Annotated in this window: 23 protein-coding genes; 20 read left to right on the top strand and 3 right to left on the bottom strand. The window is 56.4% G+C overall.

The annotated features are described in order from the left end of the window. Positions 1-15 precede the first annotated feature (15 nt). The 11 genes from C7459_RS07415 (at position 16) to C7459_RS07365 (ending at position 16,217) form a co-directional block, all read left to right on the top strand. Positions 16-615 carry a nucleoside recognition domain-containing protein gene (locus C7459_RS07415; protein ID WP_109687939.1) on the top strand — a complete coding sequence of 200 codons (600 nt, stop codon included), beginning with the start codon at positions 16-18 and terminating at the stop codon, positions 613-615. Further along, complete coding sequence (locus tag C7459_RS07410) at positions 612-1,148, top strand: spore maturation protein (protein WP_109687937.1); 537 nt, start codon at positions 612-614, stop codon at positions 1,146-1,148. Before C7459_RS07415 ends, C7459_RS07410 begins: the two co-directional genes overlap by 4 nt. A 61-nt stretch (positions 1,149-1,209) precedes the next feature. Continuing rightward, the gene (locus tag C7459_RS07405; protein ID WP_109687935.1) at positions 1,210-1,557 is read left to right on the top strand and encodes a peptidoglycan recognition protein family protein; all 348 of its coding nucleotides are present in this window, start codon (positions 1,210-1,212) and stop codon (positions 1,555-1,557) included. A 214-nt stretch (positions 1,558-1,771) separates the two neighbouring features. Further along, a complete protein-coding gene (locus tag C7459_RS07400; protein ID WP_109687933.1) occupies positions 1,772-8,863 on the top strand; it encodes a hybrid non-ribosomal peptide synthetase/type I polyketide synthase in 7,092 nt (2,363 codons plus the stop codon). Positions 8,864-9,033: 170 nt separating this feature from the next. Continuing rightward, positions 9,034-9,762, top strand: a complete 729-nt coding sequence (locus C7459_RS07395; protein ID WP_109687931.1) for a pseudouridine synthase — start codon at positions 9,034-9,036, stop codon at positions 9,760-9,762. A 67-nt stretch (positions 9,763-9,829) separates the two neighbouring features. Further along, on the top strand, positions 9,830-10,354 hold the full coding sequence (locus C7459_RS07390) for a YhcN/YlaJ family sporulation lipoprotein (RefSeq protein ID WP_109687930.1): 525 nt from the start codon (positions 9,830-9,832) through the stop codon (positions 10,352-10,354). Between the two features lie 148 nt (positions 10,355-10,502). After that, positions 10,503-11,036 (top strand): thiol-disulfide oxidoreductase ResA, encoded by a 534-nt coding sequence (resA, locus tag C7459_RS07385; RefSeq protein WP_109687928.1) that lies wholly within the window; start codon positions 10,503-10,505, stop codon positions 11,034-11,036. 18 nt (positions 11,037-11,054) lie between these two features. Beyond that, positions 11,055-12,476, top strand: coding sequence for a cytochrome c biogenesis protein ResB (gene resB, locus C7459_RS07380; RefSeq protein ID WP_170119338.1), 1,422 nt, complete (start codon positions 11,055-11,057; stop codon positions 12,474-12,476). After that, the gene (gene ccsB, locus C7459_RS07375) at positions 12,473-13,672 is read left to right on the top strand and encodes a c-type cytochrome biogenesis protein CcsB (RefSeq protein ID WP_109687923.1); all 1,200 of its coding nucleotides are present in this window, start codon (positions 12,473-12,475) and stop codon (positions 13,670-13,672) included. Before resB ends, ccsB begins: the two co-directional genes overlap by 4 nt. Before the next feature lie 65 nt (positions 13,673-13,737). Beyond that, the gene (locus C7459_RS07370) at positions 13,738-14,460 is read left to right on the top strand and encodes a response regulator transcription factor (RefSeq protein WP_109687921.1); all 723 of its coding nucleotides are present in this window, start codon (positions 13,738-13,740) and stop codon (positions 14,458-14,460) included. Next, positions 14,457-16,217, top strand: a complete 1,761-nt coding sequence (locus C7459_RS07365; protein ID WP_109687919.1) for an ATP-binding protein — start codon at positions 14,457-14,459, stop codon at positions 16,215-16,217. Before C7459_RS07370 ends, C7459_RS07365 begins: the two co-directional genes overlap by 4 nt. Before the next feature lie 41 nt (positions 16,218-16,258). On the opposite strand, the gene C7459_RS07360 is transcribed toward C7459_RS07365, so the two are convergent. Next, the gene (locus tag C7459_RS07360; RefSeq protein ID WP_170119337.1) at positions 16,259-16,861 is read right to left on the bottom strand and encodes a YhcN/YlaJ family sporulation lipoprotein; all 603 of its coding nucleotides are present in this window, start codon (positions 16,859-16,861) and stop codon (positions 16,259-16,261) included. Between the two features lie 99 nt (positions 16,862-16,960). On the opposite strand from C7459_RS07360, the gene C7459_RS23245 reads away from it, so the two are divergent. The 7 genes from C7459_RS23245 to C7459_RS07330 all read left to right on the top strand — a co-directional run bounded on the left by C7459_RS23245 (position 16,961) and on the right by C7459_RS07330 (position 20,934). Beyond that, on the top strand, positions 16,961-17,125 hold the full coding sequence (locus tag C7459_RS23245) for a hypothetical protein (RefSeq protein WP_170119336.1): 165 nt from the start codon (positions 16,961-16,963) through the stop codon (positions 17,123-17,125). 67 nt (positions 17,126-17,192) lie between these two features. After that, positions 17,193-17,624, top strand: a complete 432-nt coding sequence (locus C7459_RS07355) for a CoA-binding protein (protein WP_109687915.1) — start codon at positions 17,193-17,195, stop codon at positions 17,622-17,624. A 206-nt stretch (positions 17,625-17,830) separates the two neighbouring features. Further along, positions 17,831-18,328, top strand: coding sequence for a hypothetical protein (locus C7459_RS07350; RefSeq protein WP_109687913.1), 498 nt, complete (start codon positions 17,831-17,833; stop codon positions 18,326-18,328). Between the two features lie 111 nt (positions 18,329-18,439). Next, complete coding sequence (gene thiE, locus C7459_RS07345) at positions 18,440-19,075, top strand: thiamine phosphate synthase (protein ID WP_245884439.1); 636 nt, start codon at positions 18,440-18,442, stop codon at positions 19,073-19,075. After that, complete coding sequence (thiS, locus tag C7459_RS07340; protein ID WP_109687909.1) at positions 19,072-19,275, top strand: sulfur carrier protein ThiS; 204 nt, start codon at positions 19,072-19,074, stop codon at positions 19,273-19,275. Before thiE ends, thiS begins: the two co-directional genes overlap by 4 nt. Before the next feature lie 30 nt (positions 19,276-19,305). Beyond that, positions 19,306-20,082: a thiazole synthase gene (locus tag C7459_RS07335; protein WP_109687907.1), complete on the top strand. Its 777-nt coding sequence runs from the start codon at positions 19,306-19,308 to the stop codon at positions 20,080-20,082. Between the two features lie 39 nt (positions 20,083-20,121). Next, the gene (locus C7459_RS07330; RefSeq protein WP_109687905.1) at positions 20,122-20,934 is read left to right on the top strand and encodes a histidinol-phosphatase; all 813 of its coding nucleotides are present in this window, start codon (positions 20,122-20,124) and stop codon (positions 20,932-20,934) included. A 40-nt stretch (positions 20,935-20,974) separates the two neighbouring features. Here the strand turns inward: C7459_RS07330 and C7459_RS22955 are convergent, their stop codons facing one another. Beyond that, positions 20,975-21,181, bottom strand: a complete 207-nt coding sequence (locus C7459_RS22955; RefSeq protein WP_146200965.1) for a hypothetical protein — start codon at positions 21,179-21,181, stop codon at positions 20,975-20,977. A 14-nt stretch (positions 21,182-21,195) separates the two neighbouring features. Further along, positions 21,196-22,521: a helix-turn-helix transcriptional regulator gene (locus C7459_RS07325; protein ID WP_170119335.1), complete on the bottom strand. Its 1,326-nt coding sequence runs from the start codon at positions 22,519-22,521 to the stop codon at positions 21,196-21,198. A 219-nt stretch (positions 22,522-22,740) separates the two neighbouring features. Between C7459_RS07325 and C7459_RS07320 the strand changes: the two genes are divergently transcribed. Together C7459_RS07320 and C7459_RS07315 are read left to right on the top strand one after the other, a co-directional pair. Next, the gene (locus tag C7459_RS07320) at positions 22,741-22,953 is read left to right on the top strand and encodes a helix-turn-helix domain-containing protein (protein WP_245884438.1); all 213 of its coding nucleotides are present in this window, start codon (positions 22,741-22,743) and stop codon (positions 22,951-22,953) included. 106 nt (positions 22,954-23,059) lie between these two features. Next, positions 23,060-23,710 (top strand): MBL fold metallo-hydrolase, encoded by a 651-nt coding sequence (locus tag C7459_RS07315; protein ID WP_109687900.1) that lies wholly within the window; start codon positions 23,060-23,062, stop codon positions 23,708-23,710. Positions 23,711-23,774: the final 64 nt, after the last annotated feature.

The raw sequence follows: 23,774 nt of genomic DNA, 5'->3' as shown, positions 1-23,774 counted from the left end.
GGAGGGGGAACCCGCATGATCAATGCGATCTGGGTGATTTTGCTCGTGACGGGTGTGATCGTCGCCGCCCTGAACGGCAGGATCGACGTCGTGACCGAGGCGGTGCTGGGTGGAGCCAAGCAAGGTGTGATCGTCTGTGGCGGTCTCCTGAGCATCGTCGTGTTTTGGATGGGGCTGATGAAGATCGCAGAGGCAGCGGGCCTCGTCCAATCACTCGCCAAGCTGATCTACCCGCTGGCCCGCTTTTTGTACCCATCAGTGCCCAAGGACCACCCGGCGATGGGCTCGATCGTTGCCAACATGAGCGCCAACATGCTCGGCCTCGGTTCGGCCGCCACGCCGCTCGGCCTCAAAGCGATGCAACAATTGCAAGACCTCAACCCGCACAAAGATCGTGCGTCTGACGCGATGTGTACCTTGCTTGCCGTCAACACATCAGGACTGACGATCATCCCGGCGACGGTCATCGGCCTGCGCATGCAGTACGGCTCGACCAACCCGACACAGATCGTGGTCACCACGCTGCTCGCGACATTCCTCGCGACGACGTGCGCGGTATTTCTTGACCGCTACTTCCGAGCGCGGGAACGGCGCAAGGGCGGGTGGCAGGTATGATGCAAGTCGCACAGTGGTTTGCGGCGTGGTCTCTGCCGCTGATCATCGCCTTCATCCCGGTCTACGCCTATCTGATCAAAAAAGTGCCTGTCTACGATACCTTCATCGACGGAGCGAAGGACGGGTTCAGCACCGTGCTGGCGCTGTTGCCGCATCTCGTCGGGATGCTGGTTGCCGTCACCGTCTTTCGGGAATCAGGTGCGATGGAACTGCTGGTCAACGCGTTGAATCCGCTGCTGCAACCGCTAGGGGTGCCGCCGGAATTTCTGCCGATGGCGTTGTTGCGCTCGATCTCCGGGTCGGGCAGCATGGCGGTGATGACCGACATCTTCCAGACGCACGGCCCGGATTCATTCCTTGGTCGGCTCGCCTCGACGATGCAAGGGGCGTCTGATACCACGCTGTATGTCTTGACGGTCTACTTTGGTTCGGTCGGCATCCGCAAAGCCCGATACGCCGTCAAAGTCGGCTTGCTTGCCGACCTCGCCAGCGTCATCGCGGCCCTGTTCGTGACACACTGGTTCTTCGGGTGATCGTGTGAACGCTTCGCCCTCTGTGCGCATAGGATGGAGGTACGCAAGGGGGCGGGAGCAGATGAAGTTCTCGGGCATCGTGTTGCATGATTCCGGCTGTCCGAACGTGAGAAGCAAGGCCGGGTATGACTTTTTCGTCGGTCGTGACGGCCTCGTGACACCGTCGAACGACTTCACCGACGACGATCACTTGCATGTCTGCGTGGAAGGGGATTTTGATGATCCAATTCCGGCTGAGGAATATCTGCTCGTTCGGGAGCAGATGTTTACCTTGGTCAAATTGGTGTTGCGTCTCGCCTCGCTGTTCGAGTTTGACCCACAATCGATGAGCGCCCACGGGGATACTTGCCCAGGCGAAGAGTTTCCTTGGCACGACCTCAAAGTACGCATCGGACGCCCCCCTCATTAGATGAGGGGGGCTTTGCTTTTTTCTGCTACTTCACCCAAAATAAACCACAGCTTAGGTGCGAGTTTAAGGGTTTTAAAATCTTCTAGACAGTATTGTCCTGTAAGATTAGAATGTTTATTACTTGGCCAGGAAGCTGAGAGGGGAATTTGTCGAACCCAACCTGTCGCGCCCCATTGGGCCGTGACCCTTAGTACATGAATATGGAGGAGACAATATGAGTTATGTAATTTCAGATAAGGAATCGAACACCATTCCCTTCAAAGAAACGGAAAACCCGGTAGAGGGGCCAGTTGTCGCGGCCCTCTCCCGTGGTCAGCGCGCGATGTGGTTTTTGTGGAACTTGAACCCCAATGGGGCAGAATACGGACTTCCTATGGCGTGGACAATTCGCACGACGCTTGAGATCAACGCTCTACAGGGAGCACTGCAGGACCTTGTGGATCGACATCCGGTCTTGCGCACGACGTATTCGGTTCGTGATGGAGAGCCGGTACAACTGATCCACGCCCAGAGCCAAGCCCACTTTCAACAGGTGGACGCATCGGGATGGGACGCAGATCGGCTACATGCTCGCTTGATCGAAGAGACCCATCGTCCCTTTGATCTGGAGAAGGGTCCCGTCTTCCGAGTTCACCTCTTTTCCCGTGAGAACAATGAGCATGTGCTGCTATTGAACAGCCATCACATCGCGTCAGATACTTGGTCGCTCATCATTTTGATGGAGGAACTGGGCATTCTCTATCGTTCGCGTGTATCCGGGATGCAACTCGACCTCCCGCCGACCGGACTTTTGTACACGGACTTCGTCCCTTGGCAACAGCAAATGTTAGCGGATCGCCGAGGCGAGGAGCATTGGCAATACTGGCAAACGCAACTGGCCGCCCCACCTACCTTGGATCTGCCTACGGATCGACCGCGACCACCCGTACAGTCCCATTCCGGTGCTGGGTTTGCCTTTCAAATAAGCCAAGAGATAACACAGGAATTGCGTCTGTTGGCTAAACAAGAGGATGTTACTCTGTACACGGTATTACTTGCCTCTTTTTATGTCTTGTTGTACCGATACACAGGGCAGGAGGATCTCGTTGTTGGCTCGCCTCGCTTCGGAAGACCTCCGCAAGGCTATGAACGAACCGTTGGTTACTTTGCGAGCCCGTGTGCGTTGCGAACCCAACTTGCCGGCGCTACGCCATTTACACAGTTCCTGTCTCAGGTCCGACAGGTCTTGGTCGGAGCCAAGGATCATCAGGATTTCCCATTCCCATTCTTGGTGGAGCGGCTGGGTTTGCAGCGTGATGTAAGCCGCAGTCCTGTGTTTCAGGTTGCCTTCACGTACCAGAAGTCGCACCTAGCGCACATGCAGGGAGTTGCCGCTGCGAGGATGGGGTTTGCGGGTGCCAAGCTTGATCTATCTGGCTTGCAACTGGACTCGTACCCGTTGGAGCAACACAGTGTGAAGTTCGACCTCGACTTTGTAGTCGAAGAAGTGGAAGGTTCCTTGCGCGCGGTCTGTTGGTACAACACGGATCTTTGGGACCGAGAGACCGTCGGCTATCTGGTCGATCATTACCAGGCTTTGTTGGTCAGCGTAGTACGGGACCCCCATGAAGTTTTGGATGCACTTTCCATGCTGACCCCGCAGGAGCAAACGGCCTATGCGGAGTGGAACGCCACTGATACTCCGTTTTCGGAGGCGTGCGCCCATCATCTTTTTGAGGAGCAGGTGGCACGCACGCCGCATGCGCCGGCACTCCGAGCTGAGGGGCGCGAGGTCTCCTACGGCGACCTCAATCACCGTGCTAACCAGTTGGCCCACTATCTGCGCCGGATCGGTCTGAAAAAGGGTCAGCTCGTCGGCCTTAGCATGGAGCGCAGCCCGGACTTGGTGATCGGGATCATCGGCATTTTAAAAGCCGGCGGTGCTTACTTGCCTCTGGACCCCACGTATCCCCAAGATCGCCTCGCCTATATGATGGAAGACTCCGGATTAGCGTTGCTTTTGACACAAGAGTCTCTGCGCGCACAATTTTCGGCAGTGGGCGTGCAGCAAGTGTACCTCGATGCGGACTGGGCGACCATCGAGCAGGAGCCAGTAGTCAATCCGGAACCTAGATCTGCTCCTGCGGATCTGGCCTATGTCATTTACACATCGGGTTCCACGGGGCGGCCGAAGGGTGTGCTCCTTGCGCATCTCGGGCTGTCCAATCTCGTGCAGTCGATGAGTGAAGCATTTGCGATTCAGCAAGGCAGTCGGGTGCTGCAGTTTGCATCTTTCAGTTTTGACTCCTCTGTCTCCGAAATTTTCACAGCGCTTTGCATCGGCGCAACCCTTTACTTAGCGCCAAAATCGGATATGATACCGGGTTCTGCGCTCATCAATACCATCAACACCAACGCCATCACGGTCGTCACTCTGCCTCCCTCTGTGCTGGCACTTTTGCAGCCTGAGGATGTTCCAACTTTGAAGACGTTGGTGACGGCAGGCGAGCCGTGCAGTTTGGAACTGGTCAAGCGCTGGTCAGCAGGGCGGCGCTTCCTGAATGCTTACGGACCCACAGAAGATACGGTTTGCACGACGGTTGCCCATCTGCATCCGCAAACGGATCGCGTGACGATCGGGCGCCCCATCGCAAACACGAAGGTCTATGTTCTGGACAAGCACCTGCAACCCACGCCGCTGGGAGTTGCTGGTGAGGTGCATATAGCGGGCGTTGGCCTAGCTATGGGCTATCTCGGACGTCCTGATCTAACAGCTGAGCGCTTTATCCCGAATCCCTTCGGTCTATCAGGCGAGCGCATGTACAAGACCGGTGATCTGGCTCGTTGGCTACCCGATGGTCGCTTGGAATTCTTAGGCCGTCTCGATCATCAAGTGAAGATTCGTGGCTTCCGCATCGAGCTAGGCGAACTTGAATCGGTCATCGCGGAGTATGCAGGCATTCGTGAAGCGTTGGTCGTGGCACGCAGGGAGGCGAATGGTGACCAGCGCTTGGTTGCATACGCCATCACGCACGATGCAGCAGCCGTAACGGTGGCAGATGTACGGGCCTATGTCCAAAGCAAGCTGCCAGACTTCATGGTCCCTGCGGCCTTTGTATTCCTCGATGCATGGCCCCTGACACCGAATGGAAAGATTGACCGACGAGCATTGCCTAGCCCTCCTGATCGAACGACTGCGGCGAGCACAGTCCTGCCACAGAACCCGCTGGAGCAACAGATTTCTGCCGTGTGGATGGAAGTGTTGGGACTTGGGGCGGTGGGGATCGATGACAATTTCTTCGAGGTTGGTGGACATTCGCTAAGCCTTGTGAAAGTCGAGGTACGGTTGAAGGAGGCGCTGGGGCTAACCGTTCCCACGATGGATCTGTTCCGCTTTCCTACGATTCGTTCGCTGGCCCATCATCTGCGCACCTCGCAGGGAGCCGGGCAACAGCTGGACGCGCAGAGCAGGGAAGGCGAGCGTGCAAAGCCTCGAACGTTCAAACCTAGCGCAACGGACACGGACATCGCCATCGTTGGGATGGCTGGCCGTTTTCCGGGTGCCAACAGCGTGGACGAATTCTGGCGCAACCTGATCGCAGGCGTTGAGTCCGTGACGGATTTGCCGGATGGAGAGTTGGTGGCAGCGGGCGTTGACCCAACGTTGATACAGGACCCTCGGTATGTGAAGCGCAAGGGCACCTTGGAAGGGGTGGAGTTGTTCGATGCACCTTTCTTCGGGTATCCCCCGCGCGAGGCGCAGATGATGGACCCTCAGCAACGCTTGTTCTTGGAAGTGGGATGGCAGGCACTTGAGCACGCTGGCTACAGCAGTCAGGCATATCCCGGCCGGATTGGTGTCATTGGCGGGACGGGGCGACCGGGTTATCTGCTCCATCATCTCAAGACCAACCCCGAGACCGCTGCAGAACTCTTCCAGACGACCATCTTGAATGAGAAAGATTTCTTGTCCACACGCCTCGCGTACAAGCTGGACCTGCGCGGTCCTGCGCTCACCGTCCAGACGGCATGTTCGACGTCGTTGGTCGCCGTTCATCTGGCCTGCCAGCAACTGCTGCAGGGGGAATCCGACATGGCGCTGGCGGGTGGCGTCTCCATCGAGGTTCCGCATGGAACCGGGTATCTCTATCAGGAAGGACACATCCTGTCGCCCGATGGACATTGCCGAGCGTTTGACGCCGAGGCACGTGGCACGGTACGGGGAAGTGGCGGCGCCGTTGTTGTCCTGAAACGTCGCGCCGATGCCGTGGCCGATGGAGATACCATATGGGCTGTGATCAAAGGCTCTGCCATCAACAACGATGGCAGCATGAAAGTTGGCTACACGGCACCGAGCGTGGATGGGCAGGGCGATGTCATCGAGCAGGCACTCCAGCGGGCGGGTGTGAATCCCCGCACCATCGGGCTCGTAGAGGCGCATGGTACGGCTACACCGCTGGGGGACCCGATTGAAGTTGCAGCCTTGACGCAGACCTACCGGAAATACACGGAGGATCAGGGGTATTGCTTCCTCGGCTCGGTCAAGACCAACGTGGGGCATTTGGACGCAGCCGCTGGCGTGACGGGGCTGATCAAGACGGCTCTCGCTCTGCATCACGGCGTCGTGCCGGCCACGCTCCATTTCCAAGCACCGAACCCGAAACTCGGTTTGGAAAACAGCCCGTTCGTGGTGAACAACAAATGGGTGGAGTGGGAGCGTACAGGGTTCCCTCGCCGGGCGGCGGTCAGTTCCTTTGGGATTGGCGGCACCAATGCTCACGTGATTCTGGAAGAAGCGGCGGGGCAAGCGCCCACGAGTGCTGGCCGAGCGAATCATTTGCTGATGCTGTCGGCGAAGTCGGAGCGCGCATTGGACGCGATGACCACTAATCTGGCGCAACACGTGCGGGAACATCCCGATGTGATTCTGGCGGATGTGGCCTATACTCTGCAAGTTGGACGCACACATCTCCCGCATCGACGGGTCGTGGTCTGCGCCAGTCCGTCCGATGCGTTGGAAGCGCTGGAGAACCTGCCCCAGCGCCGTGCATATACGGGGACACCTGCGGGGGGGAGTCCACGCGTGATCTTCCTATTTCCCGGTCAGGGCTTGCAACAGGTCAACATGGGGCGGGACTTGTACGAGTCTGAGCCGGAGTTCCGCCAGTGCGTAGATTCCTGTGCGCAACTGCTGCAACCGTTGCTGGGGCTGGATCTGCGGACGGTGCTCTATCCGGAGCCTCATGAGGTAGACCGATCGGCAGAACAACTTGCGCAGACCGCGATCACGCAGCCTGCCTTGTTCGTGGTGGAGTATGCGTTATCTCAGTTGCTCATGACGTGGGGCGTACAGCCGCAAGCCATGATGGGGCACAGCCTGGGTGAATATGTGGCAGCCTGCCTCGCGGGTGTCATGTCCTTGCCTGATGCACTCAAACTGGTCGCCGCACGAGGACAATTGGTGCAGCAACTGCCCGGTGGTGCCATGCTGGCGGTAGAGAGCACGCCTGAACAGATACAGCCATTCTTGGGTGCGGGTGTGGATCTGGCTGTTGTCAACGGCCCCCGAGCCTGTGTGCTCGCTGGAACGACAGAGCGGATGGAAGCGTTGCAAGACCAGCTTACAGCGGTAGGGTTGCGCTGGAAGAGCGTGCGGACATCGCATGCGTTCCACTCCGCCATGCTCGATCCGATTCTGGACGAGTTCCACGCGAGGGTCGGTCAGGTCGAGTTGCATCCCCCGCAAATCCCTTATATCACAAACGTTACGGGTTCTTGGGTGACCGCCGAGGAAGCGACGGACCCGGTCCATTGGGTACGGCATATGCGCCAAACGGTGCGGTTTGCAGAGGGGCTTGAACCCTTGTTGCAGGAACCGGGCGGCATCTTCTTGGAGGTGGGTCCTGGGCAGGCGTTTTCCTCTGTCATTCAACGGCACCCCAAGAAACAGAGCGTGCTATTTGCCGGACCGACCTTGGCTACAACGCCGGAATCATCGGACTGCGCGACATTGTTGACGACTCTCGGGCGTCTCTGGATTGCGGGCATCTCGCCGGAATGGCAGAAGCTGTACGCGCATGAAACACGGCGACGTATCGCGTTGCCCGTCTATCCCTTCGATCGGCATCGTTACTGGCTGGAAGCACGCCCGGCGGCGACGCACGGTGAGTGGATGTCCGAGGTTGCAGCAACCACCGAGGTGGAATACGAGTCGGTTCACGTGGAGTACCGCCCTAACTCGCAGGTGATTGGACCCCGAGATGAGGTTGAACTGGAACTGGTCAAGGTTTTTGAAGAGATTTTGGGAATGGCACCCGTGGGGGTCACGGACAGCTTCTTCGACTTGGGCGGGAGTTCGCTTTCTTCCTTGAGTGTCATGATCCGTCTGGAGCAGATCTTCGGTTGTAGTCTATCGAATGCGGTCTTGGTCGAAAGTCCGACGGTAGAAGCGCTGGCCCACGTATTGCGAGCGGGTCCGTCGTCCCACAGTTCCCGATTGGTGGGAATCCGAACCACGGGCAACCTGCCGCCGATCTTCTGCATCCATCCCTATGGTGGCCATACCACTGGCTATTTTGAGTTGATACGCTGCCTTGGAGCTGATCAGCCGGTGTACGGGATTCAGTCACGCGGGCTGAGAGGTGAATCGGCCCCCCACAATCGGTTTGAGGAGATGGCTGTCGAGTACATCGACTTGGTCAAATCCAAGCAGCCGCAGGGTCCCTACATCCTGGTTGGGCACTCGATGGGCGGATGCATTGCCTATGAGATGGCACAGCAATTGCGACAGGCGGGTGAAGAGGTGGCGTTGCTGGCGTTGCTCGATTCCCGAGCGCAGAACTTCAGCGTACAGCCACTTTATCGAAACGGTGCTTACGGTCAGATGGCGAGCAAGGGGTGGCTAAGTGACGAAGCGGTCATGCTGGGCATCTTGCTTCCGAAGCTTTCGATGGATTGGGAGCAGATGCGCGACACGCCTACGGACGAGCACTGGCTCCGCGTGCTGGAAGTTGCCATGCAGCAGGGCCTGCTTCCGCGTGGCACGGGGGAAGACCAATTGCGGCATCTATTGGCCGTGACGCAGGCGAATGATGAAGCGCTGCGCACCTACCAGCCCAAGCCATATGAGGGTCAGGTCGTGCTCTTCAGCGGAGAGGATGGTTTCGCCAAGCAATTCGGTGAACCCGATCTGGGGTGGGGCGAACTGGTCTCCGGCAGGCTAGAGCAGGTCAACGTGCCGGGAGATCACCATAGCATCATGGCGGGAACGAACGTGGAGGCGATTGCAAGGCACTTGCAAGTACGACTGCGGGAGTTGTCTTCCTGATCGAAACTGTTTAGACACAATCAGCGATGAAAAAAAGAGCCAGCCCGCAGGGGCGTGGCTCTTTTTTTAGTACGGCCGCATGGCCATCCAACCTCAATGTTCGCTTAGAATTGCTTTTCTCTTCCACTTCCTGCATAATGAACTCTCAGAATCAGAGGGGGTGTGTCCCGATGGAAGAACGTTTACAAAAAGTGCTGGCACAGGCTGGAGTTGCCTCCCGCCGCAAGTGTGAGGAGATCATATTGGCCGGGGACGTCACGGTCAACGGACAAGTTGTCACGGAGCTGGGCACCAAAGTCACGCCAGGTGTTGACCAGATCGAAGTCAATGGCGAATCGATCTCGTTTGAGCAGAAAGTCTACATCCTGTTGAACAAACCGCGCGGCGTCGTCACCACGGCGTATGATCCGCAAGGGCGCAAGACGGTCATCGATCTGATCGACGTCCCGGAACGCATCTACCCGGTCGGTCGACTCGACCTCGACACGGCAGGTCTGTTGATCTTGACCAATGACGGGGCGCTGGCAAACGGGTTGATGCACCCGAGCAAGGAAATCGACAAGACCTACCGCACTTGGGTCAGAGGCACCGTCAAACCGGAGGCGATCAAAGAGCTGTCCAACGGCGTGGAACTCGAGGATGGCATGACCGCTCCAGCCAAGGTTCGCCTGATTGAGAAGGAAGGTGACGAGACGTTGCTGGAGATCGTGATCCACGAAGGGCGCAACCGCCAAGTTCGCCGCATGTGTGAAGCGGTCGGTCACCCGGTGAAATCACTGATGCGCGTGCAACTCGCGTTCCTGAAACTCGGTCGTCTGCGCTACGGGGAGTATCGCCCGCTGACTCCGCTGGAAATCGATCGACTGTATGCGGTTGCGGGTGTGGAGCGAGCGAAATAAATCGGGTATTCCTGCTGATTCCGGGCATCCTATTGGACAAACACGGACCCAATAGGAGGGCTCATGCATGAAACAGTTCTGGAAACCGACGCTCTGCCTCTGCCTATCTGCCGCACTGCTGGTCGGTTGCAGCCCGCAAGCGGCGCAGCGGCAGACCAACGAGACGCTGACTGACAAAGGCATGCAATCCTATGGCGCCTACCAAGCCCCGGCGAGTCATCGCCAAGTCGTCACCGACACCCGACTGTCCCAATCGGGTGTCACGACCCGTTCGGCACATGGCCTCGCCTATGAATTGGAATCGATCCCGGCTGTGAAGGGGGCGGCGGTGCTCGTCGTCGGACGCGATGGCTACATCGGCATCACCCCGCCGCAGAACCTGCAAGTGACCGCTGCCGATGAGCAACTGATCCGTCGCAAAGTGTTTACACTTGACCCGACGATCCGCAGTTGCCACATCACATCCGACCCGCGCGCCGTCCAGTTCCTTAGCGGCTATACCGATGCGCTGGAGAAGGGACGGCCGTTGGGAACGTTTTCGGCTCAATTCCGCGCGTTCATCGACGAGACATTTCCGAACAGTCCGCAATAATTCAATTTTTATGGAAGCCGATCCCAGCGTGGAGAGGCTTCTTTTATGCTCTCTGTCATAAAAATGTCACTTCCTGTCGCCCAGAGTTTGCATACATTCCTGTATAATAAAATGCGGGTGTACTCAGTCAGAACAAGAGGTGTCAGATATGTCGAACCGTTCGAGTCTCTCTAGAAACATCACGATCCTCGTGTTGTTTTTGGCGGCCATCGGAATGATGTTTGCGGTGGTACAATCCACCAAAAAAGAACCCACCGTCCTCGAGATCGGACAGGCGGCACCAGACTTCCAGCTTCAGACGCTGGATGGCAAGCCAGTCAAACTCTCAGACTACAAGGGGAAAGTCGTACTGCTTAACTTCTGGGCGTCTTGGTGCGAACCATGCCGTCAGGAGATGCCGGACATTGAAAAAGCCTACCAAGCTTACAAGGACCAAGGAGTCGTGGTGCTCGGATCAAACCTCCGAGAGAACAACGTCTCGGTCAAAGGATTTGTGGACAACATGGGCCTAACCTTCCCGATCGTCATGGACAAGGACGGCAACCTCGCTACGCAAACGTACAAGGTCAAGCCGATCCCGACTTCGTTTTTCATCGACAAGGCCGGAATTCTGCGCCAAAAAGCCGAGATGCCCATGTCGTACTCGTTTATTGAGCAAAACGTCAAGGCGCTCCTTGACTAATACTGGGAGATGACAGCTGTGAACAACGGGAAGCAAACCTCCGTTTTCGACACGGTCTGGGACTTTTTCGCCTCGGTCAAGGTGGGCGTCACGATCATCGTATTGATCGCGGTCGGCTCCGCAATCGGAACGATCTACCCGCAAACCAACGCGATCCCAAGTCCCAATCCGGAATTTTACTACATGGATACCTACGGCAAATTGGGAGATTTCTATTACCGAATCGGTCTAGCTGACACATTCGGCTCCTGGTGGTTCCTCGCGCTGGTGCTCTTGCTCGCGATCTCGCTGGTCATCGTCTCGATCGACCGCGGGGTGCCGCTCTACAAGTCCCTGAAAAACCAACCTGTCGCCCGCAAAGTCATCGCACTTCGCACCGACCGGCTCTACACGCACGCAGAGGATGCGGACGAGAGCAAGCTCGAGGAGTTGGCGCAACACCTCAAGAAACGCCGCTACAAAGTCCGTCGTGAAGGCGATGCACTGCTCGCGGAAAAAGGACGTTTCCCGCGCTTTGGCGCGTACGTCCTGCACATGGGGTTGATCGTGATCATCCTCGGGGTCTTCTCCCGCCTGATTCCAGGTTGGTACTACACCGACATGATCTGGCTGAAGGAAGGCGAGACCAAGACTGTCGGCAATCTCGGCTTTGAAGTGCAAAACAACGGCTTCGAGCTGGAGTTCTACGACAATGAACAGACGCGCGTCAAGCGATTTGAAACGGACGCCGTCGTCTACAAGAACGGGCAGGAGATGGCGAAAAAGCACTTGCTCGTCAACGATTACCTGACGTTTGAACACGCGAATATCTACCAGAATAGCTACGACCCACAACCGATGTTCAAAGTCGGCACCATCGATTTGATCGACAACACCACCCAGAAGTCGGTGGGGACGTTCACGATCAATTTCGATGACCCACAGCCGTCCTACAAAGTTGGCGAGTACACGCTGACGATGGCGAACTACTTCCCGGATATCAAGATCGACCCGGAAAAAGGGGTGTTCACCAACTCGCGTGATCCTTACAACCCGGGCATCCAGTTTGACATCACCGGTCCTGATCTGTCGGAACCGGCACGCCAATGGATGATGCCGCTGGCCGGTCCCTTCGTCAAGCAGATGCTCGGCAAGGACTACCGTTTCGATATGCAGTTCAAGGACGTGGACTTTTTCCACATGACCGGACTCAAGATCGAGAAAGACCTCGGTACGCCGATCGTGTATACCGGATTGGGTATCGTGCTGTACGGGCTCGTGCTTTGCTTCTACTTCCAACACCGCCGTGTCTGGGCACGCTTGGAAGCGGGCGTGCTGCACATCGGGGCTAACACCAACAAGAACTGGCTCGGCATGACCGGAGAAATGAAACGGGTGCTCGTGCCACTCGGCATCGAACCGATGTCGATGAAGCGAAAGGAGGAGCCACAACAGCCATGATGCAGTTATCCAGTATCTTTTTCGGTACCGCGTTTTTCTCGTACCTAGCCGCAACCATCCTCTATGTAGTCGGACTGACCGGGCGCAAGATCAAAGCCCAAAACGCCACACTGGCCACCTTCTGGACCAAGTGGGGGTATTACATCATCATCCTCGGGGTTGTCACCCAAGGGTTAGCGATTGCTACCCGTGGCATCTACGGCGGATTCACGCCAGTCTCGAACATGTTCGAGTACATGAGTTTCTGGGCCTTCACGATCATGCTTGCTTTTGTCATCATCAACGCATTCTACAAAGTCCCTGTGCTCGGCGCGTTCGTCGCTCCGATCGGCTTGGTGATCCTCGCCTACGCCTCTGTGTTCCCGCGCGAATCCAAGCCGCTGATTCCGGCCCTGCAATCCTACTGGCTGAACATCCACGTCACCACGGCAGCGCTGGGTGAAGGGATTCTGACGATCTCGTTTGCAGCCGGTCTGATGTACCTGCTGGTGACGACCGATCTGCTCAAAACTTCGCGCACCGCGAAGTTCTTGGAGTTCACCGTCTACCTGTTCTTCACGCTCTTGTCCTTCGTCATCACTTCGCTGGGTTTCCGCGCTGGCGGGTATGAAGCGAAAGTGACGGGCGACATGGGCGAGATCCTCTATCACTTGCCTCCGCTGGTCGGCATGAGCGGTGGAAGCCTTGGCGGTGCCACGCACTTCCTCGGCCTGCCGTTGCCGCTGTTCAATGCACCGGGTTGGATGCATGCGGCTGACGCAGGTCAGCAGCTCAACACGATCCTCTGGACGATCATCTCGTCGCTGATCCTCTACGGCCTGCTGCGTGCCATCGCCCGCAAACCGCTGTCGATGGTCATTCAAGGCTGGGTGCGCGGTCTGGATGCGGAGATGTTGGACGAACTGTCCTACCGCGCCGTCGCGATCGGCTATCCGGTCTTCACGCTCGGGGCGCTGGTGTTTGCGATGATCTGGGCACAGGAAGCTTGGGGCTCCTACTGGTCGTGGGACCCGAAAGAAACCTGGGCGCTGGTCACGTGGCTGTATTACACCGCCTACTTGCACTTCCGCCTGCGTCGCGGGTGGGAAGGCAAACAATCCGCTTGGATGGCGGTCGCAGGATTCGTTGTCATCCTGTTCCTGCTGGTCGGTGTCAACCTCGTCATTTCTGGCTTGCATTCTTACGCAAAATCCTAATTTCACAAACACACAAGTCACCGCCCGCGGTGGCTTGTGTTGTAGTTGAGGGAGAGTGAGTTACGATGGAACAAAATCCGAAGATTTTGATCGTTGATGACGAAGACCGCATCCGTAGACTGGTGCGCATGTACTTGGAACGCAACGCATTGGATGTGGAGGAAGCGGAGGACGGACAGGTTGCTCTGGACTTGGCGCTGGAGAATCACTATGACCTGATCATCCTCGACCTGATGTTGCCAAGCCTCGACGGGCGCGACATCTGTGCCCAACTGCGCCAACAAGGCAAGGAAGTGCCGATCATTATGTTGACAGCGTCCGGTGACGAGATGAACCGCATCCACGGCTTTGAATTGGGGGCGGATGACTATGTCGTCAAACCGTTCTCCCCGCGCGAACTCGTCATGCGTGTCAAAGCGTTGCTCAAGCGCTCGATGACCAACCAAGTCGGGGAAAAAGAGACGCCGGCAGCGATGTCCAGCGTATTGACCTTCAATGGTCTGACCATAAACATGGATTCCCGTCGTGTCGTCTGTGAAGGTGAGGAAGTCTCGCTGACCCCGAAGGAGTATGAGTTGCTCTGCTACTTGGCCCAGCGCCCAGAGAAGGTCTTCTCCCGCGAGGAACTGTTGCGCGACGTCTGGAACTACCAGTTCTACGGGGACCAACGCACCGTCGATACACACATCAAGCGACTGCGCGAGAAACTGGGCAAAGCTTCGGAACGTGCAGCCTCGATGATCGTCACCGTGTGGGGGGTCGGCTATAAGTTCGAGGTGTCGGAGTGATCCGCAACAGCGTCGTCGCCAAACTGTGGCTGACGATCATCTCGCTTTTCATCGTCGTGTTGCTCCTGCTCTCGATCTTCTTGGAGCAGTTGTTTGACAACTACTTCCTGAAGGCGGAGGAGGATCGGCTCACCGCACGGATGGATCATATGGCAGAAGTCCTGACCAACCCGAACTACTCGCAGACGGAAGCGCTGTTGATCATCAACGAACTCGCGCTCGAAGAGAGCGCCGATGAGCCGCTCAAATTTGACCGGGCGACCACCGAGAACTTGGTCGCACACTTGACGCCGGATGACCTCAAGACTTTGGTCTCCGGCAAACCGGTGATCGAACGGGGCAAGTCCCCCTACTGGGAAACCAAGCTGGAGAAAAAGGACGAGTCCTTCTGGGTGCTCGAACCCTTGATCGTCCGCAGCGAGATCGTCGGGTTGCTGTTTGTGGTCCAGCCGATCACTGCGGCGCAAGCGGTCGGAAAACTTCGTGAACTGTTGTTTTTCTCCGCAGGTCTCGGTGTCGTGTTGGCGACAGGCCTTGCGTTCGTCGTCTCCAAAAACCTCTCCAATCCGCTCGTTCAGATGAACAAAGTCGCCAAGCAGATGATGGAGGGGGACTTCCAAGGCAAAGTCAATATCGTCACACATGACGAGGTTGGGATGCTCGGGCATTCCTTGAACACGTTGGCCGACAAGTTGGAGGAGAACATCGACGATCTCGAACGGGAGAAGGAACAGCTCACCTCGATCATCACCTCGATGAGCGATGGCGTCCTCTCCGCCGATCTCAACGGTGCGATCACATTGGCCAACCCGCAGGCGCGCCGGATGATTCGGGCGCAACTGTTGATGGAGACGGGTGATCCCTCGGCGAAGCAACTGCCGCGCGACCTCGCTGACTTCGAAAAGTCGGTGATGAAAAATCGCCAGTCGTTGTTCGATGAATTGCAGTGGCAGGGTCGAGTGCTGTTCGTCACGATCGCACCGCTCTACGAAAAAGACGGCGAGACACTCCGCGGTTGCGTTGCCGTCCTGCGCGACGTCACCGAGGAGCGCACGATTGACAAGATGCGCAAGGACTTTATCGCCAACGTCTCGCATGAACTGCGCACGCCGCTGGCGATGATGCAGGGCTACTCGGAAGCGCTGCTCGACGAGTTCGGTGACGACCCGGAACAGCGCCAGGAATTGACGCAGATCATCCTCGACGAGACGCACCGCATGCGCCGTCTCGTCAACGACCTGCTCAACCTCGCCCAACTCGAATCCGGCCAGTTCCAGATGTCGGAGGAGGAGTTGGACATGGCGAATCTCGTTCGCCGCGTGGGCCGCAAGTTCACGACCGTCTCCCACGAGCGCGAGGTTGGACTGGACCTGTTCGTGGACGATGACGCGGCTCCGGTGCTCGTCTACGGCGATCCAGACCGCTTGGAGCAAGTGTTCACGAATCTCGTGGACAACGCGTTCCGCCACACGCCAGCAGGCGGGCGCTTGACGATGCAACTGACCGCTGATGACACGCTGGTCCAAATCTTGGTGCGCGACACAGGCGAAGGCATTCCGCAGGAAGACTTGCCGTTCGTGTTCGAGCGCTTCTACAAGGTCGACAAAGCCCGCACCCGCAGCAAGGGCGGCACAGGCTTGGGCCTCGCGATCACGCACAACATCGTCAAAAGCCACCACGGTGACATCGTCGTGGAGAGCGAAGTCGGCAAGGGGACGACATTCAACGTCATCCTGCCGCGTTACAACGTCGGATAGGAAAAAGCGGTGTGCCACCCACAGGTGGTACACCGCTTTTTTTACATCTCCGGGAGCAGGCGGGACACGATGTCGGCGATCTCGTCGCTGATTCCCGATATAGGTTTTCCGTTGCGAACGTCGTTGACCAACGCGCGCGCCCGTGTGACCGTGTCGATATCAGACGAGACGATCGCACGGTAGCCTTTGCCCGTGCGTTCAGCCGCTTCCTTGACGGAGAACTTGATCGTATCGATCTTGGAACCGCTGATGTTGTCCGCGAGGTCGATGCCGACCAGCGCCGTCTTGCCGGTCAGGAACACGGCGGCGCGTTCCACCCCTTGGATGCGAGTGGCGACGTTGGCGATCTCGTCGGCTTGCTTGGTCAGCGTGGCATCGGCGTTTTTCGGATTCAAGCTGGCGATTTTCGGCGCTCGCAAGCTGTAGTTTGGCTTGTGAATTTCACTGACTTGTGACCTGTCTGGGTTTTGCTCGGCGGGCGTGGTCTTTTCAGTCGCCTCGCGTTGCTGAACCCCTTCTGCAGTGCGCTTGTTGTCCGCACTGTTTTTATTCAACGCTTGGGGAATCATTTTTTGCGTGCAACCTGTCAGCGTCATTGCGAGGACGACAGACAGCGCCACAGTGAGCATGCGAGAGCTTTTCATGTCGGCACCCCTCCTTGCTTGTAGTGTGCCCAGCATGAAAGGAACGATATTGGGTAATTCTTGGTCGTAGAGGCTTGTCGAAAGGAGACCAGGGTCGAGATGAGTTGGGTGTACTACGGGAAATTGTTCGACAGCAAATTTCAAGCGGGTTGCCTCGCCGATCGCTTTCGCCAAGACTGGTGGAGCAGCGGTTATACAAGCCCGTCATTTGTAGGGATTTACCGAACCGCCAAGGGACGGTATGGGGTCAAATACTTGAAATGAATTGCATTTCCACGTGGAACAATTCTAAATATTACATAAATTTGTCGAATCAAGGAGGGGATTTGTCGTGTCAACATTCCAAAATCCGACGGATCAGGAACTGGTGAACATCTTGAAGCGCAGCAAAGACATCGCAGTGGTGGGACTGTCAGGTGAAGTGACCAAGCCCTCGCATGAAGTCGCTGCCTACCTGCAATCCCAAGGGTATGAGATCGTCCCGATCAACCCGAACCTCGACTCTGTGATGGGCCGTAAGTCACACCCAAGCCTGCTCGATGTCGAAGGCAACATCGACATCGTCAACGTGTTTCGCAGAAGCCATGAATTGATGGGCATCGTCGAGCAAGCGATTCAGATCAAGGCGAAAGTGCTCTGGGCCCAACTGGAGATCATCGACGAAGCGGCGGCGAAAAAAGCGCAGGAAGCCGGCCTCACCGTCGTGATGGACAAGTGTTTGAAAGTCGAGCATTTTCGATTGTTGGGTAAGGAGAAGATCTAACAAGGCGCCCTGCCTCCACCACTGGACAAATGGTCAATTCTCTGTACAATGTGGTGGGGGAGGTGTTTTGGCTTTGTTGAAACAAATTGCAGTTTTTTTGTGTGTGTTTGGTGTGCTCGGTCTGATCTACATCGGAGCGACGGAGAAGAAACTACCGATCGACACCGCAGTAGCGGCGGCTGTCTCACGATAAGAGGAGATGCGATATGTCGAACCAACAGCAAGACGAACAAAGCCAAGACAAAAAGAAGCAGAAAAAAAAGCCACCTTCCACCTTGCCCAAAGCGATGGAGAAGCGCTTGTCGCTCAAGTGGTTGACGATGCAGGCGCTCGAAGCCAGCATCGCCCGTCTGCAGGCGCAAGGCGGGCAACCGCGTGTGACGATCTTGACTGCATTTGGCCAGATCGAAGGCGAACTGCAAGACATCCGCGCTTCCTACGCGGAATCTTTTGTCGAAGAGGCCAACGGACAATACAAGCCAGACCTCGCCTCGATGGTCACGCACCTGCGCAGTGAGCTGTTGCGCACGTATGAGGAGCAAGAAAAGCAGATCGAGATCGTCGACACTGCCCCGATCCTCTCGTTGCGAGATGTGGTGCTGCAATCCAGCGGTTCGGACCTATCGACGAAACTTCCGCAATTGACACTGTTTGCCGACCAAGTGATCGGATTTGCACTGTCCGACGTGCCGACTGTGCAGTAAGTTGTCAGAGCTGGACAGCTATGGTAGGATGAGAGCGTATCGTTCCGTCTCCTTGCGTGGAGACGGTTTTTTGTATGCCACATGACGGAAATAAGTGAGGCGTTTGATATAATGGATTCGAGGCTCTATGTACTCACAGGTCACGCCTATTACAAGGGACGCCAACTGAAAGATGTGATTGCAGCCGCCCTGCGCGGTGGTGCTGATTGCATCCAGTTGCGCGAGAAGGACTATAGCGGTCGTGAACTGCTGGAAGCGGGGCACTTGCTGCGCCGTTTGACTCGTGAGGCAGGCGTGAAGTTAATCATCAATGACCGCATCGACGTTGCACGAGCAGTCGACGCCGACGGTGTGCATCTTGGACAGGGTGATCTGCCCATTCAGGTGGCGCGTGAAATTCTCGGTGCGGGCAAAATCGTCGGGCTCTCCACGCACAACGTCGAGGAAGCCGTGGCGGCCGAGCGTGCTGGGGCCGACTATATCGGTCTCGGGCCGATGAAGCCCACGCAAACCAAACTCGACACCGAGCCGGTCGTCGGACCTGCAGGCGTGTTGGAAGTGCGCCGCCATGTGCGATTGCCGATCGTGGCAATCGGTGGAATCACAGCTGCCGATACAGCGGAGATCATTCGGTGCGGAGCCAACTCCGTGGCGGTCGTCTCGGCGGTGGTCGGTGCTGATGATGTCGAAGCGGCGGCGCGCGAGCTTCGCGAGATCGTCGACAGAGAGAGGGGGAGCCGGGTATGAAGCTGATCATCAACGGTCAGGAGCGCGAGATTGACCATGCACAGACGCTCGCAGACGTGGTCGCGCATTTCAACTTGAACGAGCGAATCGTCGTCATCGAGCACAACCTGAACATCATCCCCCGAGAGCTGTACACAGAAACGGTTGTCGTTGCCGGGGACAAGATCGAGATCGTCCACTTTGTCGGCGGCGGCTGTTAGTCTCTTTCTACATAAGGAGTGTTATACACAATGACTGAAGATCTTCTGAAAATTGGTTCGTATACGTTCAAATCCCGACTGCTGCTGGGGACTGGCAAGTTCTCGGACTTGGACGTCCAGCAACAAGCGGTCGACGCTGCCGAGTCGGAAGTGCTAACCTTTGCGATTCGTCGTCTGAACATCGACAACCCAGACAACCCGAACTTCCTCGAGCGTCTCGACTTGAAAAAATACACCTTGCTCCCGAACACGGCAGGTGCACAGACGGCGGAGGAAGCGGTGCGCATCGCTCGTCTGGCCAGAGCAACGGGCCTGTGCGACATGATCAAGGTCGAAGTCATCGGCGACATGCGCACGCTGTTGCCAGACCCGATCGGCACATTGAAAGCGACGGAGATGCTGGTGAAGGAAGGCTTCACCGTCTTGCCGTACACCTCAGACGACCCGATCCTGGCGCGTCACTTGGTGGAGGCGGGTGCAGCGGCGATCATGCCGGGTGCCTCTCCAATCGGTTCCGGCTTGGGCATTCTGAACCCACACTACCTGTCGTTCATCATCGAAGAGGCGAAGGTGCCGGTCATCATCGACGCAGGTGTCGGTTCGGCGGCTGACGTGGCTGCAGCGATGGAGTTGGGCGCAGATGCTGTGCTGTTGAACACAGCGGTGGCTGCTGCGAAAAACCCGGTGTTGATGGCAGAAGCGATGAAACTGGCGATTGAAGCGGGGCGCAAGGGCTTCCTGGCGGGTCGGATCGCCAAAAAGCGCTATGCGAACGCTTCGTCTCCGATGGAGTTCATGATCGAGTAGAGAGAGAAGGCACGACTTGAGGAGAGGTGAGTGGAGGCTATGAGAACAGATTACCACGTACACACGGAACGCGGTCCGTACACGGTGGAATGGCTGGAGAACTTTATTCGAGTGGCGGCTGCAAATGGAGTGGGGGAGTTGGGGATCTCCGAGCACGGATATCGCTTCGCCCAGACCCGTCCGTTGTTTGCCAACGCTTGGACAGATGAGCGGCGAACAGAGGACATGGACGAGTACATGCAGATGTTCAAGGACGCCAAAAAAGCCGGCCATAACGTCAAGTTCGGTCTCGAACTCGACTACATCCCCGGCCGAGACAGCGATCTGCGAGAGTTTATCAAGAGCTATCCGTTCGATTATGTGATCGGCTCCATCCACTGGCTTGGTGATTTTGGTTTTGATCTCGCTGTGAACCTCTCCGAGTGGGACAAGCGCGAGGTGAAGGATGTGTATCAGGAGTATTTTGAGATCATGATGCAACTATCCGACTCGCGGATGTTCGATTTCGTCGGACACCCCGATGTGATCAAGGTGTTTGGACATGAGCCAGAGGATGCGGTGTTTCTGCAAGGCTGGTATGAGCGGTTGGCGAAGTCATTTGCTGTGAACCAGCAAGTGATTGAAGTGTCAACCGCAGGCTGGAGGAAGCCGGTGAACAAAGTCTATCCGGCACCTGATTTCCTGCAGGCCTGCTATGCCCAGCATGTGCCGATCGTGCTCAACTCAGATGCTCACCGCCCCGAGGACGTCGGTGCAGACTACGACCGTGCTGTCGAGTACATTCGTAGTGTCGGCTACACGCACATCGTCACGTTCGACCAACACAAGCGCACCTCTGTACCGCTCACCTAACCAAAAAGGAGACTTCCGCGCTGCGCGGAAGTCTCCTTTTTTAGGCACCGTCCCCGGTCGGTGGGGTCGGCGGGGTTTCTGGGCAAGCAGGTACTGGTTCGGTGGTGGTTGCTGTAGTTCCGGTCCGGGGTGGACAGATGGAGCAGGGGTCCCAAGTCGGAGGTTCGTTTTCAGCCAGAGCGTTGGTCGGGACCGTGTACATCGACAAGATTCCGATCAGTGCGAGCATCCAGAGTTTCCTTTTCATTCGGCAAGCCCCCTCTAAGCGTTGTTAAACAGTTTGCGATAATTGCGCAGCGCCTTCTGCAGGTAGGGAATCGCCAACGGACCCCTTCCTTTTTCCAGAAAGTACTCTCCTAACTTCTCGGCACTCTCAGCCAACTCGGTGGAGCAACCCAGTCGGTCATACTGTTCGATCGCTTTCTTATAGAACCCTGTAAAGTCGTCCTCCTGGCCTGCAATCTGCGCCAAATCCCCGAGATGTCGCCATGTATGTGCGATCTGTAAGGCATTGTCCATCTCTTGGGCTCGCAGCAACGCCTCATCTAAGTACGCGCGCGCCTCGTCCAATAGACCATCGTGTATCGAGATCTTGGCCAGCATCCGCAAAGTGTTCTGGATGCCATCGATGTCCTTGACCTGACGCTTGAGTTTGATCGATCGGTTGTAACTTTTGCGCGCTTTGTCATACTGTTTCATCCGAAGCTCTAATTCGCCGAGATTGTGGTAGCAACGGGCGAGGGAGACCACATCTGATGTCTGGCTCAAGATCCGAATGGAGCGTTCCAGATGGTACTGGGCTTTGTCGTTGCGGTTTTGGTTCATATAGGCATTTCCGAGCATCATCTGGGTTTTGCCGATGTTGATGATCATGTCATGCTGTTCGAAGATCGGCAGGGAACGCTCGCAATACCAGATGCAGCCTTCCCAGTTGCGGAGCAGTTGTTTGATGATCGCGAGGTGGTAATAGAGCTTGCCAGCCTGTTCAGAGGTGTCATGGCTCTCCTCGACCAATTTCTCTGCTTCCCGTAACAAGTCGTAGGCATCCCACGTCTTGCCAAGCATGTAGTAGTTGTTGCCGAGCGTGGTGTAAATGTTCAAGATCCGGTCGAGATGCATATGGTTAGGGACTTCCGCATGCAACGCAAGCAACTCACGACCCCACTCGTTGGAGACGTTGTACTTGCTGGTCGAGTTATAAAGGAAGCATAGATAATAAGTGCTCTCTTGCAGGTATTTGGTGTTGTTCTTGGCGAGCGATTCGGTGTAGAGGGTGTGCGCGGATTCGGTGGCTTCGTGAAGTTGATTCGTTGCTTGGTAGCGGAGGACGAGCTGGAGGAGTTCATCGAGCCAATCTTCCTGAAGATCGTGCATGACCAACAGATCGTCCACACTGCACTGCAAGCGTTCCGACAACGCCGCCAATGTTTCGGGCGTCACCTTTAACTTGCCGCGCTCGATGAGCGAGATCGATTGAACGGAGAACAGCTCCCTCGCCAAGTCACCTTGCGTCAACCCGAGTTCCTTGCGGCGCTCCCGGATGTTGCGTCCAATTTGGACGGCTTGACGATGTTTCCATGCTTGCACGGTTGATACCTCCAGAAAAATATGGCTTACTAGCATTTATTGTAACAGAATTTTCCCGCGAATCCTAGCGCTGAACCCATAATAAAGTAGAATTTTGTCGAAAAATGTCACATCTGCTTTAATTAAAGTAAATGCCCCAAAACCCAAAGACAATATGTTATAAAATAAGTATAGATCAATACGTTATTGATTTTGGCACAAGGGGTAGGAGGGGTCTTCGTGAGTGATTTGACAATAGGGATGCAGTTGAAAAAGCTGCGCAAACAAACGGGGTTTTCGGTTAAGGAATTGGCAGACCGAGCTGGTGTCTCGCAATCTTATATCTACGCTATCGAGTCCGGAACTCGAGGAACGAACGCTACAAAACTCGATTGCATTGCACATGCGCTTGGGGTGCCTGTTGCGGACTTGTATGGCTTTTGGAGTTATTAATGAATAGGTTCATGTAGGTGGAGGACACTGCTGGGGGCAGTGTCTTTTTCCTGTTTTGTGGTAGGATTATACTATGGCTTTTGTTTTGATGAGGAGGAACTATCGCATGCAAGTACAAATTTTTTCGCTGGGCATGTTTCAGACGAACTGCTTCTTGTTGATCGACGAGGTGAGCAAGGAAGCGGTCGTGATCGATCCAGGGCAGGACCCGGATGCCTTGCTGTCCGCCATTGAGGAGCAAGGGCTGAAGGTGACGGGCATCTGGTTGACGCACGCCCATCTCGACCACATCGCAGGTGTAGGCGAAGTCAAAGCGGCGACGGGGGCACCGATCTTGGTACACGAGATCGAGAAGGATTGGATGACCGATCCGATGCTCAATGGATCAGGGCGCTACCCCGAGTATTTTGAACCGATCACCGGGCCGGCAGCAGATCAATTTGTGGCGGCCGGGGATCTGCTGAAACTGGGTGACCAATCGTTTGAGGTGCGTTTCACACCGGGCCACACGCCAGGTCACGTGGTGTATGTGACAGAAGGCATGGTGTTTGCCGGGGACACGCTGTTCAACAACGGCATCGGGCGCACAGATATGCCAGGTGGTAGCACTGCGCAGTTGATCAAGAGCATTCGCGAGCAACTCTACACGCTACCAGGCGATACGGTGGTCTTCTGCGGTCACGGCCCAGAGACCACAATCGGCCACGAGCGCAAACACAATTGGGCGGTCAACGACCAAACGGATCTGCTTCGCTAAAAAGCCCCTCTCCAACGCAGAAAGGCCCCCTTCGAAGCTAGCTAGAAGCTTCGAGAGGGCCTTT

The organism is Tumebacillus permanentifrigoris (assembly GCF_003148565.1).
Classification (GTDB): domain Bacteria; phylum Bacillota; class Bacilli; order Tumebacillales; family Tumebacillaceae; genus Tumebacillus; species Tumebacillus permanentifrigoris.
The sequence above is the reverse complement of the archived record's forward strand: the minus strand, read 5'-3'. Positions and strand labels throughout refer to the sequence as shown.

Coding starts and splice junctions, on each gene's coding strand:
- C7459_RS23245 (WP_170119336.1), top strand. CDS start 16,961: ATGAGTTGGGTGTACTACGGGAAATTGTTCGACAGCAAATTTCAAGCG.
- ccsB (WP_109687923.1), top strand. CDS start 12,473: ATGATGCAGTTATCCAGTATCTTTTTCGGTACCGCGTTTTTCTCGTAC.
- C7459_RS07415 (WP_109687939.1), top strand. CDS start 16: ATGATCAATGCGATCTGGGTGATTTTGCTCGTGACGGGTGTGATCGTC.
- thiE (WP_245884439.1), top strand. CDS start 18,440: ATGGATTCGAGGCTCTATGTACTCACAGGTCACGCCTATTACAAGGGA.
- C7459_RS07395 (WP_109687931.1), top strand. CDS start 9,034: ATGGAAGAACGTTTACAAAAAGTGCTGGCACAGGCTGGAGTTGCCTCC.
- C7459_RS07410 (WP_109687937.1), top strand. CDS start 612: ATGATGCAAGTCGCACAGTGGTTTGCGGCGTGGTCTCTGCCGCTGATC.
- C7459_RS22955 (WP_146200965.1), bottom strand. CDS start 21,181: ATGAAAAGGAAACTCTGGATGCTCGCACTGATCGGAATCTTGTCGATG.
- C7459_RS07315 (WP_109687900.1), top strand. CDS start 23,060: ATGCAAGTACAAATTTTTTCGCTGGGCATGTTTCAGACGAACTGCTTC.
- resA (WP_109687928.1), top strand. CDS start 10,503: ATGTCGAACCGTTCGAGTCTCTCTAGAAACATCACGATCCTCGTGTTG.
- C7459_RS07330 (WP_109687905.1), top strand. CDS start 20,122: ATGAGAACAGATTACCACGTACACACGGAACGCGGTCCGTACACGGTG.
- C7459_RS07370 (WP_109687921.1), top strand. CDS start 13,738: ATGGAACAAAATCCGAAGATTTTGATCGTTGATGACGAAGACCGCATC.
- C7459_RS07350 (WP_109687913.1), top strand. CDS start 17,831: ATGTCGAACCAACAGCAAGACGAACAAAGCCAAGACAAAAAGAAGCAG.
- C7459_RS07400 (WP_109687933.1), top strand. CDS start 1,772: ATGAGTTATGTAATTTCAGATAAGGAATCGAACACCATTCCCTTCAAA.
- thiS (WP_109687909.1), top strand. CDS start 19,072: ATGAAGCTGATCATCAACGGTCAGGAGCGCGAGATTGACCATGCACAG.
- C7459_RS07360 (WP_170119337.1), bottom strand. CDS start 16,861: ATGAAAAGCTCTCGCATGCTCACTGTGGCGCTGTCTGTCGTCCTCGCA.
- C7459_RS07335 (WP_109687907.1), top strand. CDS start 19,306: ATGACTGAAGATCTTCTGAAAATTGGTTCGTATACGTTCAAATCCCGA.
- C7459_RS07390 (WP_109687930.1), top strand. CDS start 9,830: ATGAAACAGTTCTGGAAACCGACGCTCTGCCTCTGCCTATCTGCCGCA.
- C7459_RS07405 (WP_109687935.1), top strand. CDS start 1,210: ATGAAGTTCTCGGGCATCGTGTTGCATGATTCCGGCTGTCCGAACGTG.